At 61.1% G+C, this 21,167-nt stretch carries 21 protein-coding genes; 11 read left to right on the forward strand and 10 right to left on the reverse strand.

The features are described from left to right. Nucleotide 1 precedes the first annotated feature (1 nt). From QA648_RS14015 to QA648_RS14035, 5 genes are all read right to left on the reverse strand, one after another. The gene (locus QA648_RS14015; RefSeq protein ID WP_283047558.1) at nt 2–1,009 is read right to left on the reverse strand and encodes a Gfo/Idh/MocA family oxidoreductase; all 1,008 of its coding nucleotides are present in this window, start codon (nt 1,007–1,009) and stop codon (nt 2–4) included. Further along, the gene (locus QA648_RS14020) at nt 1,006–2,049 is read right to left on the reverse strand and encodes a LacI family DNA-binding transcriptional regulator (protein ID WP_104824421.1); all 1,044 of its coding nucleotides are present in this window, start codon (nt 2,047–2,049) and stop codon (nt 1,006–1,008) included. The genes QA648_RS14015 and QA648_RS14020 overlap by 4 nt, the downstream gene beginning before the upstream one ends. Nucleotides 2,050–2,526: 477 nt before the next feature. Further along, complete coding sequence (locus QA648_RS14025) at nt 2,527–3,243, reverse strand: Bax inhibitor-1/YccA family protein (RefSeq protein ID WP_104824422.1); 717 nt, start codon at nt 3,241–3,243, stop codon at nt 2,527–2,529. Between the two features lie 22 nt (nt 3,244–3,265). Next, nucleotides 3,266–4,036, reverse strand: a complete 771-nt coding sequence (locus tag QA648_RS14030; RefSeq protein WP_104824423.1) for an anti-sigma factor — start codon at nt 4,034–4,036, stop codon at nt 3,266–3,268. Further along, nucleotides 4,023–4,556 (reverse strand): sigma-70 family RNA polymerase sigma factor, encoded by a 534-nt coding sequence (locus QA648_RS14035; RefSeq protein WP_283047561.1) that lies wholly within the window; start codon nt 4,554–4,556, stop codon nt 4,023–4,025. Before QA648_RS14035 ends, QA648_RS14030 begins: the two co-directional genes overlap by 14 nt. 122 nt (nt 4,557–4,678) lie before the next feature. Here QA648_RS14035 and QA648_RS14040 point away from each other — a divergent pair, with 122 nt between their 5' ends. Continuing rightward, nucleotides 4,679–5,095: an NUDIX domain-containing protein gene (locus tag QA648_RS14040; RefSeq protein ID WP_349254292.1), complete on the forward strand. Its 417-nt coding sequence runs from the start codon at nt 4,679–4,681 to the stop codon at nt 5,093–5,095. 7 nt (nt 5,096–5,102) lie between these two features. Here QA648_RS14040 and msrA read toward each other — a convergent pair whose 3' ends face one another. Both msrA and QA648_RS14050 read right to left on the reverse strand, forming a co-directional pair. Beyond that, nucleotides 5,103–5,855 carry a peptide-methionine (S)-S-oxide reductase MsrA gene (gene msrA / locus QA648_RS14045; protein ID WP_283047566.1) on the reverse strand — a complete coding sequence of 251 codons (753 nt, stop codon included), beginning with the start codon at nt 5,853–5,855 and terminating at the stop codon, nt 5,103–5,105. 156 nt (nt 5,856–6,011) lie between these two features. Beyond that, nucleotides 6,012–6,506, reverse strand: coding sequence for a GNAT family N-acetyltransferase (locus QA648_RS14050; protein WP_283047568.1), 495 nt, complete (start codon nt 6,504–6,506; stop codon nt 6,012–6,014). Nucleotides 6,507–6,596: 90 nt separating this feature from the next. Here QA648_RS14050 and QA648_RS14055 point away from each other — a divergent pair, with 90 nt between their 5' ends. Further along, entirely contained in the window at nt 6,597–7,517 is a 921-nt protein-coding gene (locus QA648_RS14055) for a LysR family transcriptional regulator (protein ID WP_283047570.1), read from the forward strand. Between the two features lie 36 nt (nt 7,518–7,553). Here the strand turns inward: QA648_RS14055 and QA648_RS14060 are convergent, their stop codons facing one another. Continuing rightward, entirely contained in the window at nt 7,554–7,763 is a 210-nt protein-coding gene (locus QA648_RS14060) for a SlyX family protein (RefSeq protein ID WP_104824426.1), read from the reverse strand. Between the two features lie 237 nt (nt 7,764–8,000). Between QA648_RS14060 and QA648_RS14065 the strand changes: the two genes are divergently transcribed. The 5 genes from QA648_RS14065 (at nt 8,001) to QA648_RS14085 (ending at nt 13,150) form a co-directional block, all read left to right on the forward strand. Next, nucleotides 8,001–8,837, forward strand: a complete 837-nt coding sequence (locus tag QA648_RS14065; protein WP_104824427.1) for a metallophosphoesterase — start codon at nt 8,001–8,003, stop codon at nt 8,835–8,837. Further along, nucleotides 8,834–9,997 carry an ABC transporter ATP-binding protein gene (locus QA648_RS14070; protein WP_283047572.1) on the forward strand — a complete coding sequence of 388 codons (1,164 nt, stop codon included), beginning with the start codon at nt 8,834–8,836 and terminating at the stop codon, nt 9,995–9,997. The genes QA648_RS14065 and QA648_RS14070 overlap by 4 nt, the downstream gene beginning before the upstream one ends. Before the next feature lie 22 nt (nt 9,998–10,019). Next, nucleotides 10,020–10,913: a sugar ABC transporter permease gene (locus tag QA648_RS14075; RefSeq protein WP_283051343.1), complete on the forward strand. Its 894-nt coding sequence runs from the start codon at nt 10,020–10,022 to the stop codon at nt 10,911–10,913. After that, the gene (locus tag QA648_RS14080; protein ID WP_283047573.1) at nt 10,910–11,746 is read left to right on the forward strand and encodes a carbohydrate ABC transporter permease; all 837 of its coding nucleotides are present in this window, start codon (nt 10,910–10,912) and stop codon (nt 11,744–11,746) included. Before QA648_RS14075 ends, QA648_RS14080 begins: the two co-directional genes overlap by 4 nt. 138 nt (nt 11,747–11,884) lie before the next feature. Next, the gene (locus tag QA648_RS14085; protein ID WP_283047575.1) at nt 11,885–13,150 is read left to right on the forward strand and encodes an ABC transporter substrate-binding protein; all 1,266 of its coding nucleotides are present in this window, start codon (nt 11,885–11,887) and stop codon (nt 13,148–13,150) included. A gap of 67 nt (nt 13,151–13,217) precedes the next feature. On the opposite strand, the gene QA648_RS14090 is transcribed toward QA648_RS14085, so the two are convergent. Further along, a complete protein-coding gene (locus tag QA648_RS14090; RefSeq protein WP_283051344.1) occupies nt 13,218–14,201 on the reverse strand; it encodes a substrate-binding domain-containing protein in 984 nt (327 codons plus the stop codon). 115 nt (nt 14,202–14,316) lie between these two features. Further along, nucleotides 14,317–15,219 (reverse strand): LysR family transcriptional regulator, encoded by a 903-nt coding sequence (locus tag QA648_RS14095; protein ID WP_283047576.1) that lies wholly within the window; start codon nt 15,217–15,219, stop codon nt 14,317–14,319. Between the two features lie 136 nt (nt 15,220–15,355). On the opposite strand from QA648_RS14095, the gene QA648_RS14100 reads away from it, so the two are divergent. From QA648_RS14100 to QA648_RS14115, 4 genes are all read left to right on the forward strand, one after another. Continuing rightward, complete coding sequence (locus QA648_RS14100; protein ID WP_283047578.1) at nt 15,356–16,528, forward strand: HlyD family secretion protein; 1,173 nt, start codon at nt 15,356–15,358, stop codon at nt 16,526–16,528. A 108-nt stretch (nt 16,529–16,636) separates the two neighbouring features. Further along, nucleotides 16,637–18,253, forward strand: coding sequence for an MDR family MFS transporter (locus QA648_RS14105; RefSeq protein ID WP_104824433.1), 1,617 nt, complete (start codon nt 16,637–16,639; stop codon nt 18,251–18,253). A 99-nt stretch (nt 18,254–18,352) separates the two neighbouring features. After that, complete coding sequence (locus tag QA648_RS14110; protein ID WP_283047581.1) at nt 18,353–19,660, forward strand: adenylate/guanylate cyclase domain-containing protein; 1,308 nt, start codon at nt 18,353–18,355, stop codon at nt 19,658–19,660. 413 nt (nt 19,661–20,073) lie between these two features. Further along, nucleotides 20,074–21,060: an AraC family transcriptional regulator gene (locus tag QA648_RS14115; protein WP_283047583.1), complete on the forward strand. Its 987-nt coding sequence runs from the start codon at nt 20,074–20,076 to the stop codon at nt 21,058–21,060. The last annotated feature ends 107 nt before the right edge of the window (nt 21,061–21,167 follow it).

Raw genomic sequence — 21,167 nt, forward strand, 5'->3', positions numbered from 1 at the left:
CTCAAAGTCCTGGATCAATCTTGGCGGCTTCGCGGGTGGCAGCCGATTTGACGACGGCGAGACCCGTTGCCAGCGACCACACACCGTCCTCGCCGGTCGCCGACGGCTTTCCCCTGCCCTCGATCGCGGCATGAAAGGCGGCAAGCGCCGTCTCATAGAGATTGTGGTGATGGAGCGGCAGCTCGTTTTGGCCATCGCGGTCGCGCAGGTAGACATGACCGACAGGCTGCTGCGTCATGACATTGCGGCCGATCAGCGAGCCGTCGGTGCCGTGCACCTCGAAGCCGGTCTCGGCATATTTTGTGGTAAAACCGTCGTGGAACTGCGCAATGACGCCGGACCTGAACCGCAGAGCCCCCATGACGGCATCCTCAAGCCCTGCCTTGCCCATGCCACCGCTCTGGCCAAGGGCGATCGCTTCCACCGGATCGTCGTTCAGCACGAAGCGCAGCGTATCGGCATCGTGTACGGTGATATCGAGAATGACGCCGCCGCCCGCCTGCGGCTTGTCCACCCGCCAACCCTGCAGATGCGGCGGCAGATAGACGGCGTGAAAAACGCGGGCGCTCAGCGGCTTGCCGATCTTGCCGGCGGCAATTGCATCCCGCATCGCGCGAAGGCTGGCGGCATTGCGCAGATGATGGTTGGTGCCCATGATCACGCCTGCGCCCTTCGCGGTCTGCACCATGAGGCGCGCGTCTTCCAGCGTCAGCGCCAGCGGCTTTTCACAGAGCACATGCTTGCCGGCCTTGACTGCCGCCAGGGTCTGGTCGCGATGCAATTCGTTGGTCGTCGAGATGTAGACGGCATCGACATCGGGATCAGTGACGAGATCGGCGACATCCGTCACCGATTTGGCAATACCATTCTCAGCCGCATAGGCGCGGCCACGCTCCGCGTCCCTGCTCATCACCGAGACGACGTCGCCGCCGGTTGCGCGTATTGCGCCGATCATCCATTCGCGGGCGATTGTGCTTGCACCGATCAAGCCCCATTTTACATTGGTCATGACACGGCCCTCCTTGCCGCTGGGTCCAGCCCGGTTCCGCAGCTTTGACGCACCACCAGCCGAACGGCGCTGACGATCGCCTCCGCCTCCACCTTGCCGGAATTGATCTGCTTCAAGAGCAACTGTGCGGCGCGCCGGCCCATGCCCTGCGGATCGACGGAAACCGTCGTCAGTGCTGGCACTGCACTTTCGGCTTCGATCACATCGTCGAAACCGACCACCGCAAAATCGACGCCTGGCTCCAGCCGCCGTGCCCTCAGACCATCGCAAACGCCGAAGGCGACCGCATCGTTGAAACACACTGCCGCCGTCGGCTTATGAGCCAGCAGCATGGCGCGGCCGACCGCTTCGACCCCGCCGGCGCGCGACGGCGCGGTCGCAACGACGAGATCGTCGTCAAATGCGATCTCCGCCTTGGCGAGCGCATCACGATAGCCGTCGAGCCGTTCGGCAAAGACGGCGGTGTTGGCAAAGCCGCCCATGAAGGCGATGCGGCGGTGGCCGAGACCGGCCAGATGCTCGACCGCAGCCGATGCGCCGGCAAAATTGTCCGACACCAGCGACGAGACCTTTGCGCCGGGAATATTGCGCACGACGATCACAACCGGAATGCCGGCATTGGTGAACGATTTGAAGTCGGCCGCTTCCGTACCGCGCGCAGGCGAAACGATCAGGCCGGAAATGCCGTGCTCGCGCATCGAAGCGACGACCTCCCGCTGCCGGTCTATGCTCTCGCCGGTATTGGACAGGAACTGCACATAGCCGGCCGACTGCACGACCATATCGACGCCAACGGCGAGCTCCGCAAAGAAGCTGTTGGTGAGGTCGTTGACGACAATGCCGACGATCTTCGACTTCGATTGCCGCAGATTGGCGGCACCGCGATTGTAGACGTATCCGAGCTCGCGGATCACCGCATTCACCTTGGCCCGCGTCGCCTCGTTGACCAGCGGGCTGCCCTGCAGAACGAGCGACACGGTCGATTTCGACACGCCGGCGGCGTGCGCAATATCGATGACCGTGACACGTGCCTTGCTCATGAAGCTCCACCAAATCCCTTGCTCTTTGTTATGGGATAATTATTTGGAACGTTCCAAATTTTGTCAATGGGTAAATGGAAAGGTTTGACGAGAATGCTTAGAAGGCTGCGCGAAAACGCACAATTCGCGGACGTTTTCGGGAGAAAAATAAATCACGCGCCGAGGCCTCGTCTCCAAGAACATCCTCACAGAAACTTGGAACGATCTAAATTATTGCGCTTCGACCGGGCAGCGGACAGAGAAAACGCCCGGCAACCGAACAGGTTACCGGGCGTCCAATGGAAACGAAAATATGCGAGCTGGACGAGCGCGCCGCTTCCCGATCCCCAAAAAAAGTGCGCCCGCGGTATCGGCGCAGATACCGCAGGCGCGTCATGCGTCCCTTGAAACCCCCAGGGAGACGCAATCCTGAAGCATGATCCTGAAAAGTGTGAAACGGTTTTCGGACAAGATCATGCTTGAGCAAAAAGTTCGAAATTACTCCCGCTCGCCGGTGAAGTTCAGCAGGAGCTGGAAGATGTTGACGAAGTTCAGGTAGAGCGACAGCGCACCGAAGACGGCGAGCTTCTGCGACGATTCCTGATCGTAGTTCTCGGCATATTGTTCCTTGATATTCTGCGTATCCCAAGCGGTCAGGCCGACGAAGACGACGATACCGATGACCGAGATCGCGAACTGCAGCGCGCTCGAACCCAGGAAGATGTTCACGACGCTGGCGATGATCACACCGAACAGGCCCATCATCAGGAACGAGCCGATGTTGGAAAGATCACGCTTGGTCGTATAGCCATAGAGGCTGGTCGCGCCGAACATGGTCGCGGCGATGAAGAAGGTCCGCGCAATGCTGGTGCCGGTGAACACCAGGAAGATCGAAGCGAGCGACAGGCCCATGACGGCGCAGAAGGCCCAGAACATCGTCTGCGCCGTGCTAGCCGACATCGATTGGATGCGGAACGAGAAGAACAGCACGAAGGCGAGCGGCGCCAGCATGACGACCCACTTCAGCGGCGTCTGGAAGATCGGCACATAGAGCGCCGGCGTCGTGCCGACGATCAGCGCGACGATGCCGGTCACCACAAGGCCGATACCCATGTAGTTGTAGACGCGCAGCATATGCTTGCGCAGACCTTCGTCGAAGAGCGCCTGCGAGCCGGCGGCGGCTCCATAGCCGTATCGCGGATTGGTCGGGTTCATGGTCGTTCTCCTTTGATTCAAACTAGTACAGACTGCGGGCCAGCTTTTCGGCCTCGCCATCGAGTTCCGCCGCCTTGCCGCCGCCGATCAGCGCGTAAGCGACCTCGCCGATCTGCCAATAGGCAGCCTGGACGTCGTCACGCTTCACATGGCTCACCTTCTGGACGGCGAAATTGCCGGGACGGACGGCAAACAGCGACAATTGACCGCCTTCGCCGGCATTGATTGTCATTTCAACGCTCGGACCGAAATCGGAGGGATAGATTTGCGCATCGGTGACGCGCCAACCCTGCGGCAGCTCCGGCAGGACGATTGCTGTCGATGCGCGGATTTCGTCCGGATTATAGGCCGCATGCGGCGGCTGCGACGTCATCGCTTCGCGCAGGGCCGTCGCCCGGTAGGCTTGCACCGCACCATCGACGAAAGCGGGCGCCGGAACGGAAGCGTTGACTTCGCTCGCGCTGAAAGCGCCGAAGGATGTATGCGCGACCCAGCCGGCCGCCATCAGCATCACGACGGCGGCAACTCGCTGGAACGAGCTCAGAACCCGGCCATAAGCCAGCCCGCGCTCCAGCCGCCGTGCGGCTTCGCGCGTTTCCGCCTTTGCTGCCAGTCCTTCGCCCGCGAGCGCCATGCGCAGCTCGCCGCGAATGCTCATATCGGCCATGACCTTGGCGGCGATCGCGGGATGTTCCGAAAGATAGGATTCCACCTCGACACGGCGCGCGACGGTCAGCTCACCGTCGACATAAGCATCGAGATCAGCGTCGATGACGGGATCAATTGTCTTCATTGCCGCCTCCGATAAGTCGAAGATGCGAAACCGCGGGTGTATTCTCGAAATTCCTCAGGCTGGCGCGGGCGCGGGCGATGCGCGACATCAGCGTGCCGACGGGAATGCCGAGCGCAGATGCCGCCTCCTGATAGGAAAGATCTTCGATCGCCACGAGATGCAGCGCTTCGCGCTGCTCTTCCGGCAGGTTAAAGAAGGCGTTGCGCACCTGTTTCAGGCGCACGGCATGATCCTGCGAGGCCGGAAGTGCCTGGTCGAATTCAACAGCCGCCTCTTCATGCCGGCGATTGAGCGAGCGCGTCTGACGCAGCCGGTCGATATGGGCGTTGTGCAGGATCGAGAGCAGCCAGGTGCGCAGGTTCGCGCCGCGCCGGAAGGACGACTTTCGCTCATAGGCCTTGACCAGCGCATCATGCACTAGGTCTTCCGCCTCATCCGCATTGCGGACCAGCGAACGGGCGTAGCGTCTCAGCGAACCGAGCTGCGCCAAAACATCGAATGTGCGTCCTTTGCGTTCCATACCCCAATATACGGAAGCCGAGACCATCTTATTCCACGGGCGGACAAATATTTTTTCCAAGCGGCTGCGGCAGCCGGCATTGTTGAATATATCAGTGCGCGAAAATGACAGAGGACGATTTGATGAAGAGCATCCGCATTGCAGCCGCCTTGATCCTGCGAGGCAACGGCGACACCTTACTGGTCCGCAAGCGGGGAACATCAGCCTTCATGCAGCCGGGCGGCAAAATCGAAGCCGGCGAAACCGCCGCGGCCGCACTTATCCGCGAACTGAATGAGGAAATCGGCCTGCGCTTTACCGCGACACGGTTAAGTCCTTTCGGCAGCTTCGAAGCCGAGGCCGCCAACGAGCCGGATCATCGCGTGATTGCCGAGATGTTCCGCCTCGATATCGGCGATGATCGCATTCAGCCCGCCGCCGAGATCGAGGAAATACGGTGGATATCTCCAGCCAATCCCGGCGATATCCCTTTGGCACCCCTCACGGAACACCACATCCTGCCCGCTCACCGGCATCTGCTTTCCGCCGGCATGGACTAGAACCGGGTTAATTCCCCGACGCATTCGCTTCGACCAAAACCGGATCGGCGCGATAGTCTTTCGGGAAAATGCGCTGCAGATTCTTAATCTTCGGCAGGTCGTTGATGACGATATAGGGATAGTTGGGATGGGTCGTCAGGAAGTCCTGATGATAATCCTCGGCGGCATAGAATTGCCGTGCCGGCTCGATCTTGGTGACAATGGCCCCTTCGAAAACCTTGGCGTGATTGAGCTGGTCGATATAGGCCTTGGCGACGTTGGCCTGTTCGGCATTGGTCGGGAAAATAGCCGAACGATATTGCGTGCCGCTGTCCGGCCCCTGATAGTTGAGCTCCGTCGGATCATGGGCGACGGAGAAGTAGATTTGCAGCAGATGCCCGTAACTGATCTTGTGCGGATCGAAAACGATGCGCACGGATTCGGCATGTCCGGTATCGCCGGTGCCCACCATCTCATAGTGAGCCGCGTCCTTGTTGCCGCCGGTATAACCCGACGTGGCGCTGATGACGCCGTTGACATGCTGGAACACGCCCTGCACGCCCCAGAAGCAACCGCCCGCAAGAACCGTGGTCTCCGTGCCGGCGGAGCCCGGCTTTTCGTCCAGGGCCGGCGCCGGAATGACGCGAGCGTCGTCGGCCGAGGCGCTGGTAACGAATTGCAACGCAACGCCCGCAAGCAAGATCGCACCGGCGGCAAAGGCGGCCGGACGGGCAACACGCGGCAGAAGCCTGCGGATCATATCTTTCGATGCACCGTTCATGATGATCTCCTCTCGGCAGCGATTATAAAATCTCTCGTCGCTAGGGGATACGGGAGGATAGGGCATTTTGTTACACACGGGCGCGTGAAACACCGAAACGTGATGGCGCGTCACGGCCGGAATGGCAGACAAACGAATTGGAAGCCGGGAACGATCTCAGAGATCCATCATCATCTCGTGCCACGGCTTCCCGCCGTGGTCGGATGCGGATGGCTTTATGTAGCGATATCCCATCTTCTCGTAGAGCGCGACGTGGTGGTCCCTGCACATAAGATGGATTGTCTTCTTGCCCATCTCGGTCATCCGGCGGATGAACTCGGTCATCAGGAGCTTGGAATAGCCTTTGCCTTGCTCGGCGGGATCGACGACGACCGACATAATGACGACGTTTGCCGCAGCCGGATCGTGACCAATCAGTTCCTTGAATTCCTCGTCCGACATCACGACGTCAAATGCGCATCCGCTGTTGATGAAACCGGCAATCCGGCCCTCCGCCTCAAGGATCAGAAAGCCCTCCGGATACTCCGCTATGCGCGTTGCGATCTTTTCCAACGTCGCTGCTTCATCGCCCTCATAGGCGGAGGTCTCGATGTTGAAACAATAAGCTGCATCGCCCGGTACGGGTTGGCGGAAGGTGGGCTGCATGATCATGGATATCTCTTCAGGGTTCGTATTTCCAAGCCGATATAGCGCATTCCGGAAATGATTGTGCTGCATTGATTTCAGCTTAAAATGCACAATATGCATTCGATCCTACGCCGCCTTGATCTCAACCTGCTTGTTGTCTTCGATGCCATATACCGGCACCGAAGCATCCTCGCCGCATCGAACGAACTGGGGATGAGCCCATCGGCCTGCAGCCATGCGATCGCGCGGCTTCGCGATGCTCTTTCCGACGAGTTGTTCATTCGCTACGGCAATGCCATGCAACCAACTGCGCAGGCGATGGAGATCTCGGCTGGTGTTGAAGAGGCGCTTCGAATCCTTGGAGACCAACTGGCCGCTGCGCAGCCCTTCCAGCCGGCGACCAGTCGCCTCGCCTTCACCTTCGCCGCGACAGATTTCACCGCGTTCGCAGTGCTGCCATCCTTGATCTCTCGCTTGGAGAAGGAAGCTCCTCACCTCCGGATCAAGGTCATCCATTCCGGGCACGAACAATCGCTCGATGATTTGGCAGCCGGGAAAGTGCACTTCGCCCTCGGTTTTACGGAGGGCTCTGCCGCCACCTATGAAGGCGTCGAGGGGTTCAACTGCTTCTCCGACGAGTATATCGTTGCTGCGCGGCAGAACCACCCTCGGATCAGCGACGCTCTTACCTTGGACCAGTATCTGCGCGAGCGGCATGTCGCCGTGCTTCCGTGGAGCGACGCGGGAAGCGTCGTCAGCGGGTCGCTATCCAAAGCAGGTTATCGTCGGGACGTGGCGGTCGAGCTTCCGAGTGTGATGGCTGCTCCATTCATCGTAGCCACGTCGGATTTTCTAATCACGATACCAAGGCGAGCGGCGGAGGGACTGGCAAAGGCAGTTCCTCTTTCGCTGTATCCTGCGCCATTCAAACTTCCGATGTACACGCTTCGGGTCTTCTATCATTCCCGGCATGCCAGTGCACCGGCGCATCGCTGGATGCAGGATCAGTTACGACAAGCCTTCTCCAGCGCCTGAAAATGACGGATGACATTGGCCTGCCGATGGAACCGCTCAATAATGCGGCGGCTTGGTGATGGCCGGCGCATCCAGCGTCTGTTCTTCCAGCGTCAGGAAGCGCTCAGTCAGCCGGTCGAGCTTCTGCCGCGTCTGCTCGATCACTTTCCACTGCTCCGCCACCTGATCGGACAGTTCCTCGATTGTCTTGGCCTGATGGGCCACCTGTTCTTCGAGCGCGGTGATGCGGCTTTGTTCGTCTGACATTTCTGTTCCCCTTCGGCAGCGATCTATAGCACTCGGATAACAGGCGTATAGAGTCTCAATGCGGCATAGGACAGGCTCAGGCGCCTTTTGACGGTGATGTGACAAAACTGAAAAACAGGTGAAAAGACCCGTTACCTAACTGACATCAGGGCCTTCTAAACAGGACGGCAGGAAGCGCCGGTTCTGAAGGAACTCCCTTGGCAAGCGCTCTCTTTCTAAGATTTTCGGAGAAGCGCCTTGAAGATCATCCAGATCACCGACACGCATTTGAGCCCCAACAAGCCGCATTTCAACGGCAATTGGGAGCCGCTGGCGAAATGGATCGAGGCGTGCGGCGCCGATCTCATCATCCATACCGGCGACCTCAGCGTCGACGGCGCTGACAAGGATGAAGATCTTATCTTTTCCATGGACATGATGCGGCAAGTCTCCGTGCCGATGCTTATCGTGCCCGGCAACCACGATGTCGGTCACCTGCCGGGCTCCTATCAGCCTGTCAATCCGGAGCGGCTCGCGCGCTGGCGTCGGCTCGTCGGCCCGGATTATTGGGCGGAAGACGTCTATAATTGGCGGCTGATCGGCCTCAACAGCCTGCTTATGGGCTTCGAGGATGCCGAAGAGCAGAAGCAGTTCGACTGGTTGCAGGACATGCTCGAAAGCCGTGGCGACCGCCGCGTTGCCCTCTTCGCGCACAAGCCGCTGTTCGTCGATGCGCCAGATGAGGGTGATACCGGCTATTGGAGCGTGCGCCCGGCGCAGCGCCGCCGGCTTTATGATCTAATCGCGGCCCATGATGTCGCCCTCTTCGGCAGCGGCCATCTGCATTGGAGCTGGGAAGGCCGCTTCAACGACACGAATCTCGTCTGGGCACCGCCCGGCGCCTTCATCCTCGACAAAATGGAACGCGAAATGCCCGGCGAACGGCTGATCGGCGCTGCGATCCATCAGCTTGGCGAGACGGTATCCACCGAGCTCGTCGCCGTGCCCGGCATGACCGCCTACTTCCTCGATGACGTCGTCATGGAAGTCTATCCGCAGGCGGCACCCAAGGCACAGAAGGAGCCGACCGAATGAGCGCCCTCTCGCTTGCCGGCATCACCAAATCTTTCGGCGGCAACGCCATCCTGAAGGGCGTCAGCCTTGAGGTCGAGCCGGGCGAGTTCATCGCCCTCGTCGGCCCGTCCGGCTGCGGCAAGAGCACGCTGCTGCGCATTCTTGCGGGGCTCGATCACGCCGACAGCGGCGAAATCATCCTTGGCGGCAGCGACGTTTCCGGCGTTGCGGCGGCGGATCGCAACATCGCCATGGTCTTTCAGTCCTACGCGCTCTATCCGCACCTGACGGCCTCGGAAAACATCGCCGTGCCGCTCGCCATGCGCCGCCTGTCGCGCGTCCAGCGCCTGCCCTTCATCGGCGCGCTGATCCCCGGTCAAAAGAATATCCGCTCCGGCATCATCCGCGATGTCCGCGAGATGGCGACGTCGCTGAAGATCGACCATCTGCTTGACCGCAAGCCCGGCCAGATGTCCGGCGGCCAGCGCCAGCGCGTGGCGCTCGCCCGCGCGATGGTGCGCCGCCCAGCCGTCTTCCTCATGGACGAGCCGCTCTCCAATCTCGACGCCAACCTGCGCGTCCATGCCCGCGGCGAAATCGTCGACCTGCATCGCCGCGCCGGCGTGCCAACCGTCTATGTCACCCACGATCAGGCCGAGGCGCTATCCATGGCCGATCGCGTCGCCGTGATGATCGGCGGTCAATTGCTGCAGCTCGCCTCTCCGCAGACCATCTATGACGACCCGGCCCATATCGAGGTCGCCCGCTTCGTCGGCCAGCCGCGTATCAATCTCCTGCCGGCGCGGGTCGAAAACGGCACCGTCGCCTTCGGCGGCATCCGACTGGCGCTGGAAGACGGCCGCATTGCCGGCAACAATGTCATGCTCGGCATTCGGCCGGAATTCGTGCGCCTCAGCCAGGGCCGTCAGGATGCGCTCGCCGCTCACATTGAGCGCATGGAATTCCTCGGCTCCGAGGTGATCCTCTATGCCAAGCTCGACGCCATCGGCGAAACCATGGTCGTCAAGCTTGCCCCGGCCGAAGTTGCCGGTCTTTCCGCCGGCATGCCGGTGGCGCTGAGCCTGTCGGCGGAACAGGCGATGGTCTTCGCCGAAGATGGCCGCCGTCTGCGCGCGAGACCGTTGACTGTCGACGCTAGCCGGGAGAAGGCCCATGGCTAGCATCGCCGCCACGTCCCTGCCGATGCAGTCGGTGGCGGCACGCGAGCGCGGCGAAGCTCGCACGGCCCTGCTGCTGGCGCTGCCGGCCATCATCCTGATCGTAATTTTCATTCTCCTGCCGATCGTCGCCGTCGTCTTCCTCGGCTTCACCGATTTCCAGCTTGGCGACAAAAGCTTCCGCTTCGTCGCCTTCGAGAATTTCGCACATCTTCTCAGGGATCGCACATTCCAGAAATCCCTATGGAACACGGCGGTCTATACGGCGATCGTCGCACCCTTCTCGATCGTTCTCGGCCTCGGCGTGGCGCTTTTGATCGAAAGCGAAGGCATCGGCCGCAGCTTCTTCCGAACGGCCTATTTCCTGCCCGTCGCCTCGCTGATCGTCGCCATGGCAACCGTCTGGCAATATCTCTTCCATCCGACCATCGGCCCGATCAATGCGCTTCTCGCTGAAATCGGCGTGCGTGGCCCGAACTGGCTCGGCTCGTCGGCAACGGCGCTCTACAGCCTGTCGATCATCGGCGTCTGGCAGTCGGTCGGTTTCAACATGGTGCTGTTCCTCGCCGGCCTCACCGCCATTCCGCGCGAGCTCTACGCCGCCGCCGAAGTCGACGGCGCGAAATCGGCGTGGGATCGCTTCTGGCTCGTCACCTGGCCGATGCTCGGACCGACGACACTGTTCGTCACTACGATCAGCATCATCAACGCCGTCAAGGTCTTCGATACCGTCAAGACCCTGACCGAGGGCGGCCCGAACCATGCCTCGGAAGTGCTGCTCTTCACCATCTACCAGGAAGGCTTCGTCTATCTCCGGGTCGGCTATGCCTCGGCAATGACCACGGTCTTTCTCGCCATCCTCGTGGTGCTGACCTTCCTGCAATATCGCATCCAAGACCGGCAGGTGCATTACACATGACCTCGACAGGCTTCACTCCCGGCCGCATCCTGCGCCTCGCCGTGCTGATCGTCGGCTCGCTCGTCTTCCTCGCGCCCTACATCTTCATGATCTCGACTGCCGGCAAGGCGCAGGACGATATCTTCACCTCCGCCCTGAAGCTCATTCCGACGCATTTCTTCTATGTCGAGAACATCACGCATGCGTTAGCCAAGGTGCCGATGGGCACGCTGCTGCTCAACGGCGTCCTCGTCTGTGGCCTGATCTTCTTCTTTCAGGTGCTGATCGCCATTCCCTGCGCTTACGCCATGGCGAAGCTGAAATTTCCGGCCGCACGCACGATGATGGTACTGGTCATGCTTGGCCTGCTGATCCCGATCCATGCAACGGCGCTGCCGCTCTATGTCGGCTTCAACAGCCTGTCGCTGCTGAACAGCTATACCGCTCTCGTCGCACCCTTCTCGATCTCGGTCTTCGCGATCTTCATGTTCCTGCAGTTCTTCCGGGCCATGCCCGACGACCTGATCCATGCCGCCCGCCTCGACGGCATGTCGGAACTCGGCATCGTCGCCCGCGTCATCGTGCCGAACGCCTGGCCAGCCGTCACCGCCTTCGCGATCTTCTCGGTCGTCGCGCACTGGAACGACCTCTACTGGCCGCTGATCGTCGTCAGCAAGCAGGACTACGCCACCCCGCCGCTCGGCCTCATGTATTTCCGCGCCGCCGAAGCCGGCGACGACTACGGCGCACTCTTGGCGGCAACCCTGATTATCACCCTTCCCCTCGTCGGCGCATTCCTTCTTGCACAGAAGCGCTTCGTCGAGGGCATCACCATGACCGGTCTCAAAGGCTGACCGGTTCCCTAGAGCGGATGATTTTAGATCGCATCGATCTAGAATCTGAATCCGCTCTAGAATCAAAGAAGTAGAGCATGATGTCGTCCGAAAACCGCTTACACTTTTCGGCATCATGCTCGAACAGGAGAACGAGCGATGAAGCATATCACCCAGATTCTCGCCGCCGCGGCCATTTCGATGGTCGTGACGGTCCCGGCCTATGCCGAGACGACCTTGACGGTTCATTACCCCATGCCCGGCTTCTTCAAGAACGTGATGGACACGATCTCGAAGAAGTTCATGGAGGAAAACCCCGACATCAAGATCCAGTTCGCTGCTCCTTCGGCCACCTATGAAGAAGGGATTCAGACCATCCTGCGCCAGGCCGGCACGAGCGAGATGCCCGATGTCACCTTCATCGGCCTCAACCGCCTGCGTATGATGGACGAGCGCAACGTCGCCGTAGATCTCGGCCCCCTCGTCAAGAAAGAGGGCAACATGGCCGAGCAGGGCTTCTCGGACACGATCCTGAAGCTCGCCCAGGTCAAGGGCAAGCAGGTCGGCCTCGCCTTCGCAACGTCGAACCCGATCATGTATTACAACGCCGACCTGGTGAAGGCTGCCGGTGGTAACCCGGACAACCCGCCGAAGACCTGGGATGAAGTCATCGCGCTCGCCGGCAAGATCAAGGCGCTCGGCAACGGCGTCGACGGCATGGACTTCCGCTGGCAGGGCGACGACTGGATGTTCTCCGCCCTCCTCTTCGGCGCCGGCGGCAAGATGCTGAGCGACGACGAAACCAAGGTCGCCTTCAACGGTCCCGAAGGCCAGAAGGCCGTCGATCTGATCGCGCGCTTCGTCAAGGAAGGCGGCATGCCGGTCTTCACCAAGCCTGCCGGCGAACAGGCCTTCGCCGCCGGCAAGGTCGGCTTCGAATTCCAGACGACCGGTGCTCTCGTCAACACCATCAAGAATGTCGGCGCCAAGTTCGACCTGCGCACCGCCAAGATCCCGCTGATCGACCCGGTCAACGGCCGCCTGCCGACCGGCGGCAACGCCGTCGTCATCCTGACCCATGACCCGGTCAAGGAAGAAGCTGCCTGGAAGTTCGCCAAGTTCGCGGCCGGGCCTTATGGCGCCTCGGTCGTCGTTCCCGGCACCGGCTATGTTCCGAACAACGAACTCGCCGCCAAGTCGCCGGATTACCTTGGCGACTTCTACAAGAAGAACCCGCTGTTCCAGGCAGGCCTCAGCCAGATGTCGGTCATGATCCCCTGGTATGCCTTCCCGGGCGCCAACGGCGTCAAGGTCACCCAGACGATCGTCGACAACCTGTCGCGCATCGTCGACGGCTCGGCTGCGCCGAAGGAAGCGCTTGATGACGCCGCTTCCGACGTCGAAGGCATGCTGCCGCGTAGCTGATATTCGATCTGATCGCAAAAGCCGCGCCGCTTCTCTTCGGAGAGGCGGCGTTTTTATTTGCGGCATGCTACGGAATGGCGTTGAGATCGCGGACCGTTCCACCGGGTCGTAACCGATAAGCCACGGTCAGGTGGCGCGGCGGCGCGGCATTCTCCGCCATGTCGAGCAGCAAAGAGGCTGCTGCGGCTCCCATGGTCCCGTCCGGAATTTCGACCGTCGTCAGGGAAACCTCTCCTAGAAAGCCGAGGGAAATTCCGTCGAAGCCAGCGACCGACACATCGCGCGGGATGGAAAGGCCCTGGCGTCGAAGTGCACCCATGACACCGAGCGCCAGAAGATCGTTCGACGCGATGATTGCCGTCGGGCCAAACCGCGAAACCGCATCCGAAAGATCGAGCTGTTCCAGGCTGTTCACGAAGGAAATCTCCAGGGCATCCAGGGGCTGCTGCCGCGCCGCCTCCATCGCCCTGACATAGCCGAGATAGCGCAGCCTCGCCCGATCCGATGCCGAAAAATGGCCTGATATGAACAGGATGCGGCGGTGCCCCTTGTGCAGGAGATGCTCGGTCAGGTCCCGGCCCGCACCGAAATTATCGGTCGCAACGGCGGCGGTAAAGCGGGCGGTCGGCGGATTGCCGAGCAGCACGGTCGGCGGCAGGGCAGATGACAGGACGAGGCTGCGTTCGGGATCGCAGAGCGTGAGGATGAGACCGGTCGGCTGCTGCTGGAGAAGCGAGGCGACGGCATCGGCTTCTTGTGCCGGATCATAATTCGATTGCGCGATCAGCACGCTATGCCCGGCATGCAGCGCCCTGTTCTGGATGCTCGAAAGCGATGCCGCAAAGACGGGATTGGTGATGCTGGGAATGAGCACGCCGATCGCCGGCCGGCCATTGCCGCTGCGGCTGCCGGCGCGATAGCCAAGCTCCGCCGCCGCCCTGCGCACACGCCGGACCATTTCGTCGCTGACCGGGCCGTTGCGATTCATCACCCGGCTGGCGGTCGCAACCGAGCAACCGGCACGAAAAGCGACTTGCTGGAGCGTCGACATGATCTCACGCACCTCCGGCGTCAGCTCCGACAGCAACGAGAATAGCATCGTGCCGCTGGAGTAGCCGGCTATTATCCGAGGTCCGTGACAGTTATTTGAAGGATTTTTATCTCCCTCAGCTCATCCATTTCCGGTGTTCGGCAAAGCGCTCCGCGACGAGATCGATGAAGATCCGCGTTTTTGTCGGCAGATAGGTGCGGTTGGGATAGATCGCGTTGATAGAAAACTCCGCCGGCTTGTAGTCCGGCAGCATCCGCACCAGCGCGCCGGAAGCCAGATCGTCCATGATGAGAAAGCTGGGTGCCAGGAATACCCCCTGTCCGTTCAGCGCCATATAGCGCAAGGTCTCGGCACTGGTGGTCACGATATTGCCACCGACCTTCACATCAACCTGTTTCTCGGTCTCGGTGAAAAAACGCCAGTCGTCGCCATAGGGATAATAGGAGTAACGCAGGCAATTGTGGCTCGCGAGATCGGCGGGTTCCGTCAGGGCGGGATGCGTCCGGGGATAATCCGGCGAGCAGACCAGCACATGCCGCCAGGGCGTCAATCGCCGCGCCACCAGGCTCGAATCGGGCGGCATCGTCGTGCGGATGGCGAGATCGTAACCTTCCTCGATCAGGTCGATCATCCGCTCGCCGATGCTCAGGTCGACCGTCACGGAAGGGTACAGGCTCAGATACTCGCTGATGACGGGGGACAGGAAGCGGGTAATATGCGTGCTGGTATAGAGTTTCAGCGTGCCGCGCGGCGTCGAGGTTGCGGCACCCGCGGCACTGTCGGCCTCCTCCAGATCGGCGAGAATCTGGCTCGACCGCTCGTAATAGAGCTTGCCGGTTTCGGTGAGACTGACTTTGCGCGTCGTGCGGTTCAGCAGCCGGACGCCGAGCCGATCCTCCAATGATTGTATATGGTTGCCGACCATGGTGACCGACATGTTAAGGCGCCGCGCGGCTGCCGAAAACCCACCGCATTCCACCACGCGACCAAACACCTGGAGGCTCGTCAGCCTGTCCATATCGACCCTCGATTATCCGCTCTGAGTTGATGATCCTTCCCGATTTAAGCACATTATCACGCGACGCGTCAGGGCGCATTCTCCAGCCATCGAAACACCGGCCTTCGCACAGAGGTCGAGATCATGGAGAGAAACAATGGTTGAGTTGCCGCGCAAGGAGCAGTTCCAGACCGTCCTGGAAGCAGATGTCAAAACCCCCGCCGTCGCCGAGGCGCCGGCTACTGGAACTCCCGCCGCTGAAACTCCGAAGTCCAAATCGGGCGGCAAGATCGTCAAGCGCACGATCATCGCCGCCGCATTGCTGGCCGGCGCCGCCTTCACCGGCGACTATGGCTATCATTACTGGACGACGGGCCGCTTCATCGAATCGACCGACGACGCCTATGTGAAGGCCGACTACACCACCATCGCTCCGAAGATTTCCGGGTATATCGCCGAGGTGCTGGTCAACGACAACGATCACGTCAAGGCCGGCCAGGTGCTGGCGCGCGTCGACAACCGCGACTATCGCGCAGCGCTGACCCAGGCTCAGGCCGACGTCAAGGCCGCCGGGGCCGCCATCACCAATCTCGACGCGCAGATCGCCCTGCAGCAATCCGTCATCGACCAGGCCAAGGCTACCATTGTTGCCTCCCAGGCTTCATTGACCTTCGCCGAAGCCGATGCCCAGCGCTCGCAAAACCTGATCCGCAACGGCGCGGGTACGACCCAGCGCGCCGAGCAGAGCCAGTCTGCCCGAGACCAGGCCGCAGCCAACCTTCAGCGCGACCAGGCCGCCCTCGTCGCCGAGCAGAAGAAGATTGCGGTGCTTCAGAGCCAGCATGACCAGGCCGTCGCCCAGCGCGATCGAAGCGCCGCAGCCGCCCATCAGGCCGAGCTCAATCTTTCCTATACCGAGATCGTCGCTCCCGTGGACGGCACCGTCGGCGCCCGCACGCTGCGTGTCGGTCAGTTCGTCACCGCGGGCACGCAGTTGATGGCGGTCGTGCCGCTCAACGCGGTCTATGTGGTCGCCAATTTCAAGGAAACGCAACTGACCTACGTCCGCCCCGGCCAGCCGGTCGAAATCAAGGTCGACAGCTTCCCGGATGCCGCCATTAAGGGCCATGTAGACAGCGTATCGCCGGCAAGCGGCCTCGAATTCTCGCTGCTGCCTCCGGACAACGCGACCGGCAACTTCACCAAGATCGTCCAGCGCATTCCCGTGAAGATCACGCTCGACGATGCAAGCCTTGCCGGCCTGCTGCGCTCCGGCATGTCGGTCGAACCCGACATCGACACCAAGGCGGCCGTACAGGGCCGACACTGAGGCGAGGGATTATCCAGCCAGACTGGATGATCCTTCCCTTCCTTCCTCGATTATCACTCGGACCTCCCCGTGAGACTGTCTCTCTCAAAGAGCCAGAGGAGAAACGTCATGGCTACGCTTCAGATCGCCACAAACAGCAATTCCTCCGCAAAGCCCGTCCCCACAGCAGGCGGTGCTGCCACCATGAGCCCGCTGAAGATGTGGACCGCCGTCATCGGCTCCACGCTCGGCGCCTTCATGGCGGTGCTGAACATCCAGATCGTCAACGCTTCGCTCGCCGACATCCAGGGAGCGATCGGCGCCGGCACGGACGACGGAGGCTGGATTTCGACGTCCTACCTGATTGCCGAGATCGTCGTCATCCCCCTGACTGGCTGGCTCGCCCGCGTCTTCTCGGTGCGCACCTATCTGCTGGTCAACGCCGTCCTGTTCCTTGTCTTTTCAGTTGCCTGCGCCTTCGCCGCCAATTTGCAGCAGATGATCATCCTGCGCGCCATTCAGGGCTTCTCCGGCGGCGTGCTGATCCCGATGGCCTTCACCATCATCATCACCCTTTTGCCCAAGGCCAAGCAGCCGATCGGCCTTGCCCTCTTCGCGCTGTCGGCCACCTTCGCTCCGGCCATCGGCCCGACCATCGGCGGCTATCTCACCGAAAACTGGGGCTGGGAGTATATCTTTTACGTCAACCTCGTCCCCGGCGCGATCATGGTCGGCATGCTCTGGGCTTCGCTCGACCGTGCACCGATGAACCTCGGCCTGCTCGCCAAGGGCGACTGGCCCGGCATCGTCACCATGGCGATCGGCCTCGCCTCGCTGCAGACCGTGTTGGAAGAAGGCAACAAGGATGATTGGTTCGGCTCGCCCTTCATCGTCCGCCTGTCGGTCATCGCCGCAGTTTCGCTGACCCTTTTCCTGATCATCGAACTGCGCGCCGCCCATCCGCTCCTCAACCTGCGCCTGCTGGTACGCCGCAACTTCGGCTTCGGCATCGTCGCCAACTTCCTGCTCGGCATCGCGCTTTATGGCTCGGTCTTCATCCTGCCGATCTATCTGACCCGCATCCAGGGCTACAATTCCGAGCAGATCGGCATGGTTCTCGCCTGGACCGGTATCCCGCAGCTCCTGTTGATCCCGCTGGTCCCGCGCCTGATGAAGCGTATCGACCTGCGCATCATGATCGTCGTCGGCTTCGCCCTCTTCGCCACCTCGAACTTCATGAACATCTACATGACCGCGGACTATGCCAGCGACCAGCTTTTCTGGCCGAACATCGTCCGCGCCATCGGCCAGGCCCTCGTCTTCACGCCGCTGTCGGCCATCGCCACCTCGGGCATCGAAAAGGAAAATGCCGGTTCCGCCTCTTCGCTCTTCAACATGATGCGCAATCTCGGCGGCGCCGTCGGCATTGCCATGCTGCAGACCTTCGCCCAGAAGCGTGAACAGTTCCATTCGAACATCCTGACGGACTCGGTCACGGTTTTCGACGAAGCCACCCGCGCCCGCATCGCACGACTGACCGCCTATTTCATGAACCATGGCGTCTCCGACGTTGCCACCGCCCAGCACAAGGCCATCGTCGCCGTCGCGCTGCGCCTGCGGCAACAGGCCAATATCATGGCCTACAGCGACACCTTCTACCTGCTCGGCATCGCGCTCGTCGCCGCGCTCATCGCCAGCCTTTTACTCAAGAAACCCGGCCATATCGAAGGCGGTGGCGCTCACTAGAGCAATTCCAGGAAAAGTGCGCAGCGGTTTTCCGTCCGGAATTGCGAAAAAACAAAAAGACGGAGCGCCGCTCCCTCCCTCGCCTCAGGAGACACGATCATGACCACCGTCAAAACCCGCCAGGCTACATCTTCCCAGGCTGTACCTTCATTGTCTGATCTTCTCGATATCGAACATCCCGTCTCCGAGCGGGGCGCCATCAGCCCGGCCGCGATCCTCGCTCTCATCGAATGGCTCTCAAGCGACGAGGCCCATGCGCTGGATGAGGCCGGCCTGACCTTCGGCCTTGGCCGCCGCCTGAGAAGCCTCGGTCTTCCGGTCGACCGGCTGAGCTTGCACCTCATGACCCTGCATCCGGAAATCATGGGCCGCTCTGTCGCCTGGTCGCCGAACGAACCCGTACAGATCCGTGACCGCGAGCACGGAGCCATCACCCAGATATTCCTGCACAGTGCTTTGTGGAAGGCCATGAACACCCGCGATATCGTCATCGCCGGCCGGGGCGACGATCACGATCAATGGGAACAGCTCGACACATTCGCCGGCCGTGGTCTGGTCGAACTGATGATCGTTCCGCTCTGCAATGCCGACGGCCCGGTCAGCGCCGCCTCTTTCGCCACCAAACGTCCGGGCGGTTTCACATCCCCAGAACGGCAAGTGATCGAACGCATCATGCCGTCGCTGCGCAATGCCTGCGAGCTCCGGACGCTGCGGCAGGTTGAGCTCAGCCTGCTCGATATCTATATCGGTCCGATGACGGCGCAGCGCATCCTCGCCGGCCACATCCGCAAGGGCGAGATCGAGACCATGGAGGCCGCACTCATGCTCTGTGATCTGCGCGGCTTTACCGAGCTTTCCAACCGCCTGCCCGGCGAACGCGTGATGGAGCTGCTGAACGTCTATTTCGACGCCGTCGTGCCGGCAATCGCTCGCGAAGGCGGCGAAGTCCTGAAATTCATGGGCGATGCCGTTCTCGCCGTTTTCCCCGGCTATGACGCAACCCGCTCCAGCGATGCCGCGCTCGCCGCCGCCAAAGCCATCCTCGCCCGCCTCGAAACGCTGTCTTTCCCCGATGCCCGCCTGCAAGCCGGCATCGCGCTGCACTACGGCGAAGTCAGCTACGGCAATATCGGCTCCGGCCGCCGCCTGGATTTCACCGTCATCGGCCCCGACGTCAATCTCGTCAGCAGGATACAGGGCGTATGCAGCGATAGCGGCCAGCCGCTACTGATGTCGCAGGATTTTGCGAAGAAGCTCAGCGATCAACAGAGCATCTCGATCGGCAGCCGAGCACTCAAGGGATTCGAAGAAGAGATCGAGCTGTTTGCGCCGGATTTAATCTCGCCCGCCAAGGGCGAGATTGGCTCCGCATTTGCCGCCATCATCACCAATACTGACCTATCCTAGAGCGCTACATGCTGCGCATTCCGCCGGATCGCCTGCGGCGGCGGCCCCGTCTCCGAGCGGAAAGCGCGGCTTCGGCAAGCTGTTCCACGGACAGAGGCGTCCGCAGATTGCGCTTGCCGGTTTTGACCAGGGCAAGTTCGCGACCGTGCCTGCCCTTTCCGAGATCGCACAATGGAATGCCTACGAAAATGCTCGCCAGGGCCATGATGCCCAATCTGTCGCGCACCAAACCGGCAGACCGCTACAAGATTGCCTAAGCGACTGAAAAACCTCGCACTACGAAGCCGAGCGTGCCAGCATCCCCTTACGTGAGGCGCTGGTACGGCCATTATATTAGCAATTGTATATTTACATCAAATCTGGACTCAATTTGCTGCTTTCGCTCCATACTATCTAGGATAGTGCTCCAAAAATTGGTAATCGTCACCGGCATCGGTCTCGGAGGGGCCGGCTGTTGTGAGGCTTGGGGCGTAGCAACGATGCATCATGGTGCGGGGTCCGAAGACTATTTCAGGCTGAGCGCGCCAGCGTGTGCGCTGGAAGCCGTGCTATGCAAAAACGGAATTACTCTGGACTGTCCCGAGACGGCTGGCGGCCGTGCCGATGAAGCCGGTTTCGTGCTTGGCCTACAGCGTCAAGAGCCGGCGCTGGACCGGGTGAGGCTCGGCGAATACTTCGTTCCGGTCATTCCCTTCCCGCAGGGTACGATCGGGCTCGCCAGCCTGATCCTCGATCCGCCCGGCAAGATGCGACGCGAGGAAACCACCAATATCTATCTATCGCGCCGGACCTTCGACCAGATCGCCGACACGCTCGGCACCGAGCGCATCGTCGAACTTCCGCTCGCGCCCGGCATTGCCACCGGCGACACCGTTATCGAAAACCTGTTTTCCTGCCTGATCCCGGCCCTCGAACAGCCGGACCGGACGAGCGCATTGTTCATCGATCACGTCGGCAAGGCCTTCAATGCCCATATCGCCCAGCGCTACGGTCGCATGCAGATGGCGCGACCCGCCGTGATCGGTGGCCTGACGCCCTGGCAGTTGCGCCGCGCCCGCGACACGATCAATGCCCGGCTGGATCAGGATGTGTCCTTGGCGCAGCTTGCCAGCGACTGCGGCCTCTCCACCAGTCATTTCGCCCGCGCTTTCGCCCGCAGCACCGGCATCCCCCCGCATCGCTGGGTGATGCAGCGCCGTGTCGATCGTGCCAAGGAACTGATGCGAACGGGAATGCCGCTGGCCGAAATCGCGCTGATGTGTGGCTTTTCGGACCAAAGCCACCTGACGCGCGTCTTTTCGCATTCCGTTGGCCTGACACCGGGGCGATGGCGGGAATCGCAGATATCAGCCGCTTTCGATATGGCCCCGATCGCGTTGAGAGAAGCCGACCCCTGCTGATCATCAGCAATCTGCGACATCTAGGCCCTTGATCTTTGCTGCATCGCAGCAGATCGTCGACAGGCACCCAAACAGACGAAAATGCTGTCATCAAGCAATGTCATCAT

Origin of the sequence: Rhizobium sp. CB3171 (assembly GCF_029714265.1) — a bacterium.
Lineage (GTDB): Bacteria > Pseudomonadota > Alphaproteobacteria > Rhizobiales > Rhizobiaceae > Rhizobium.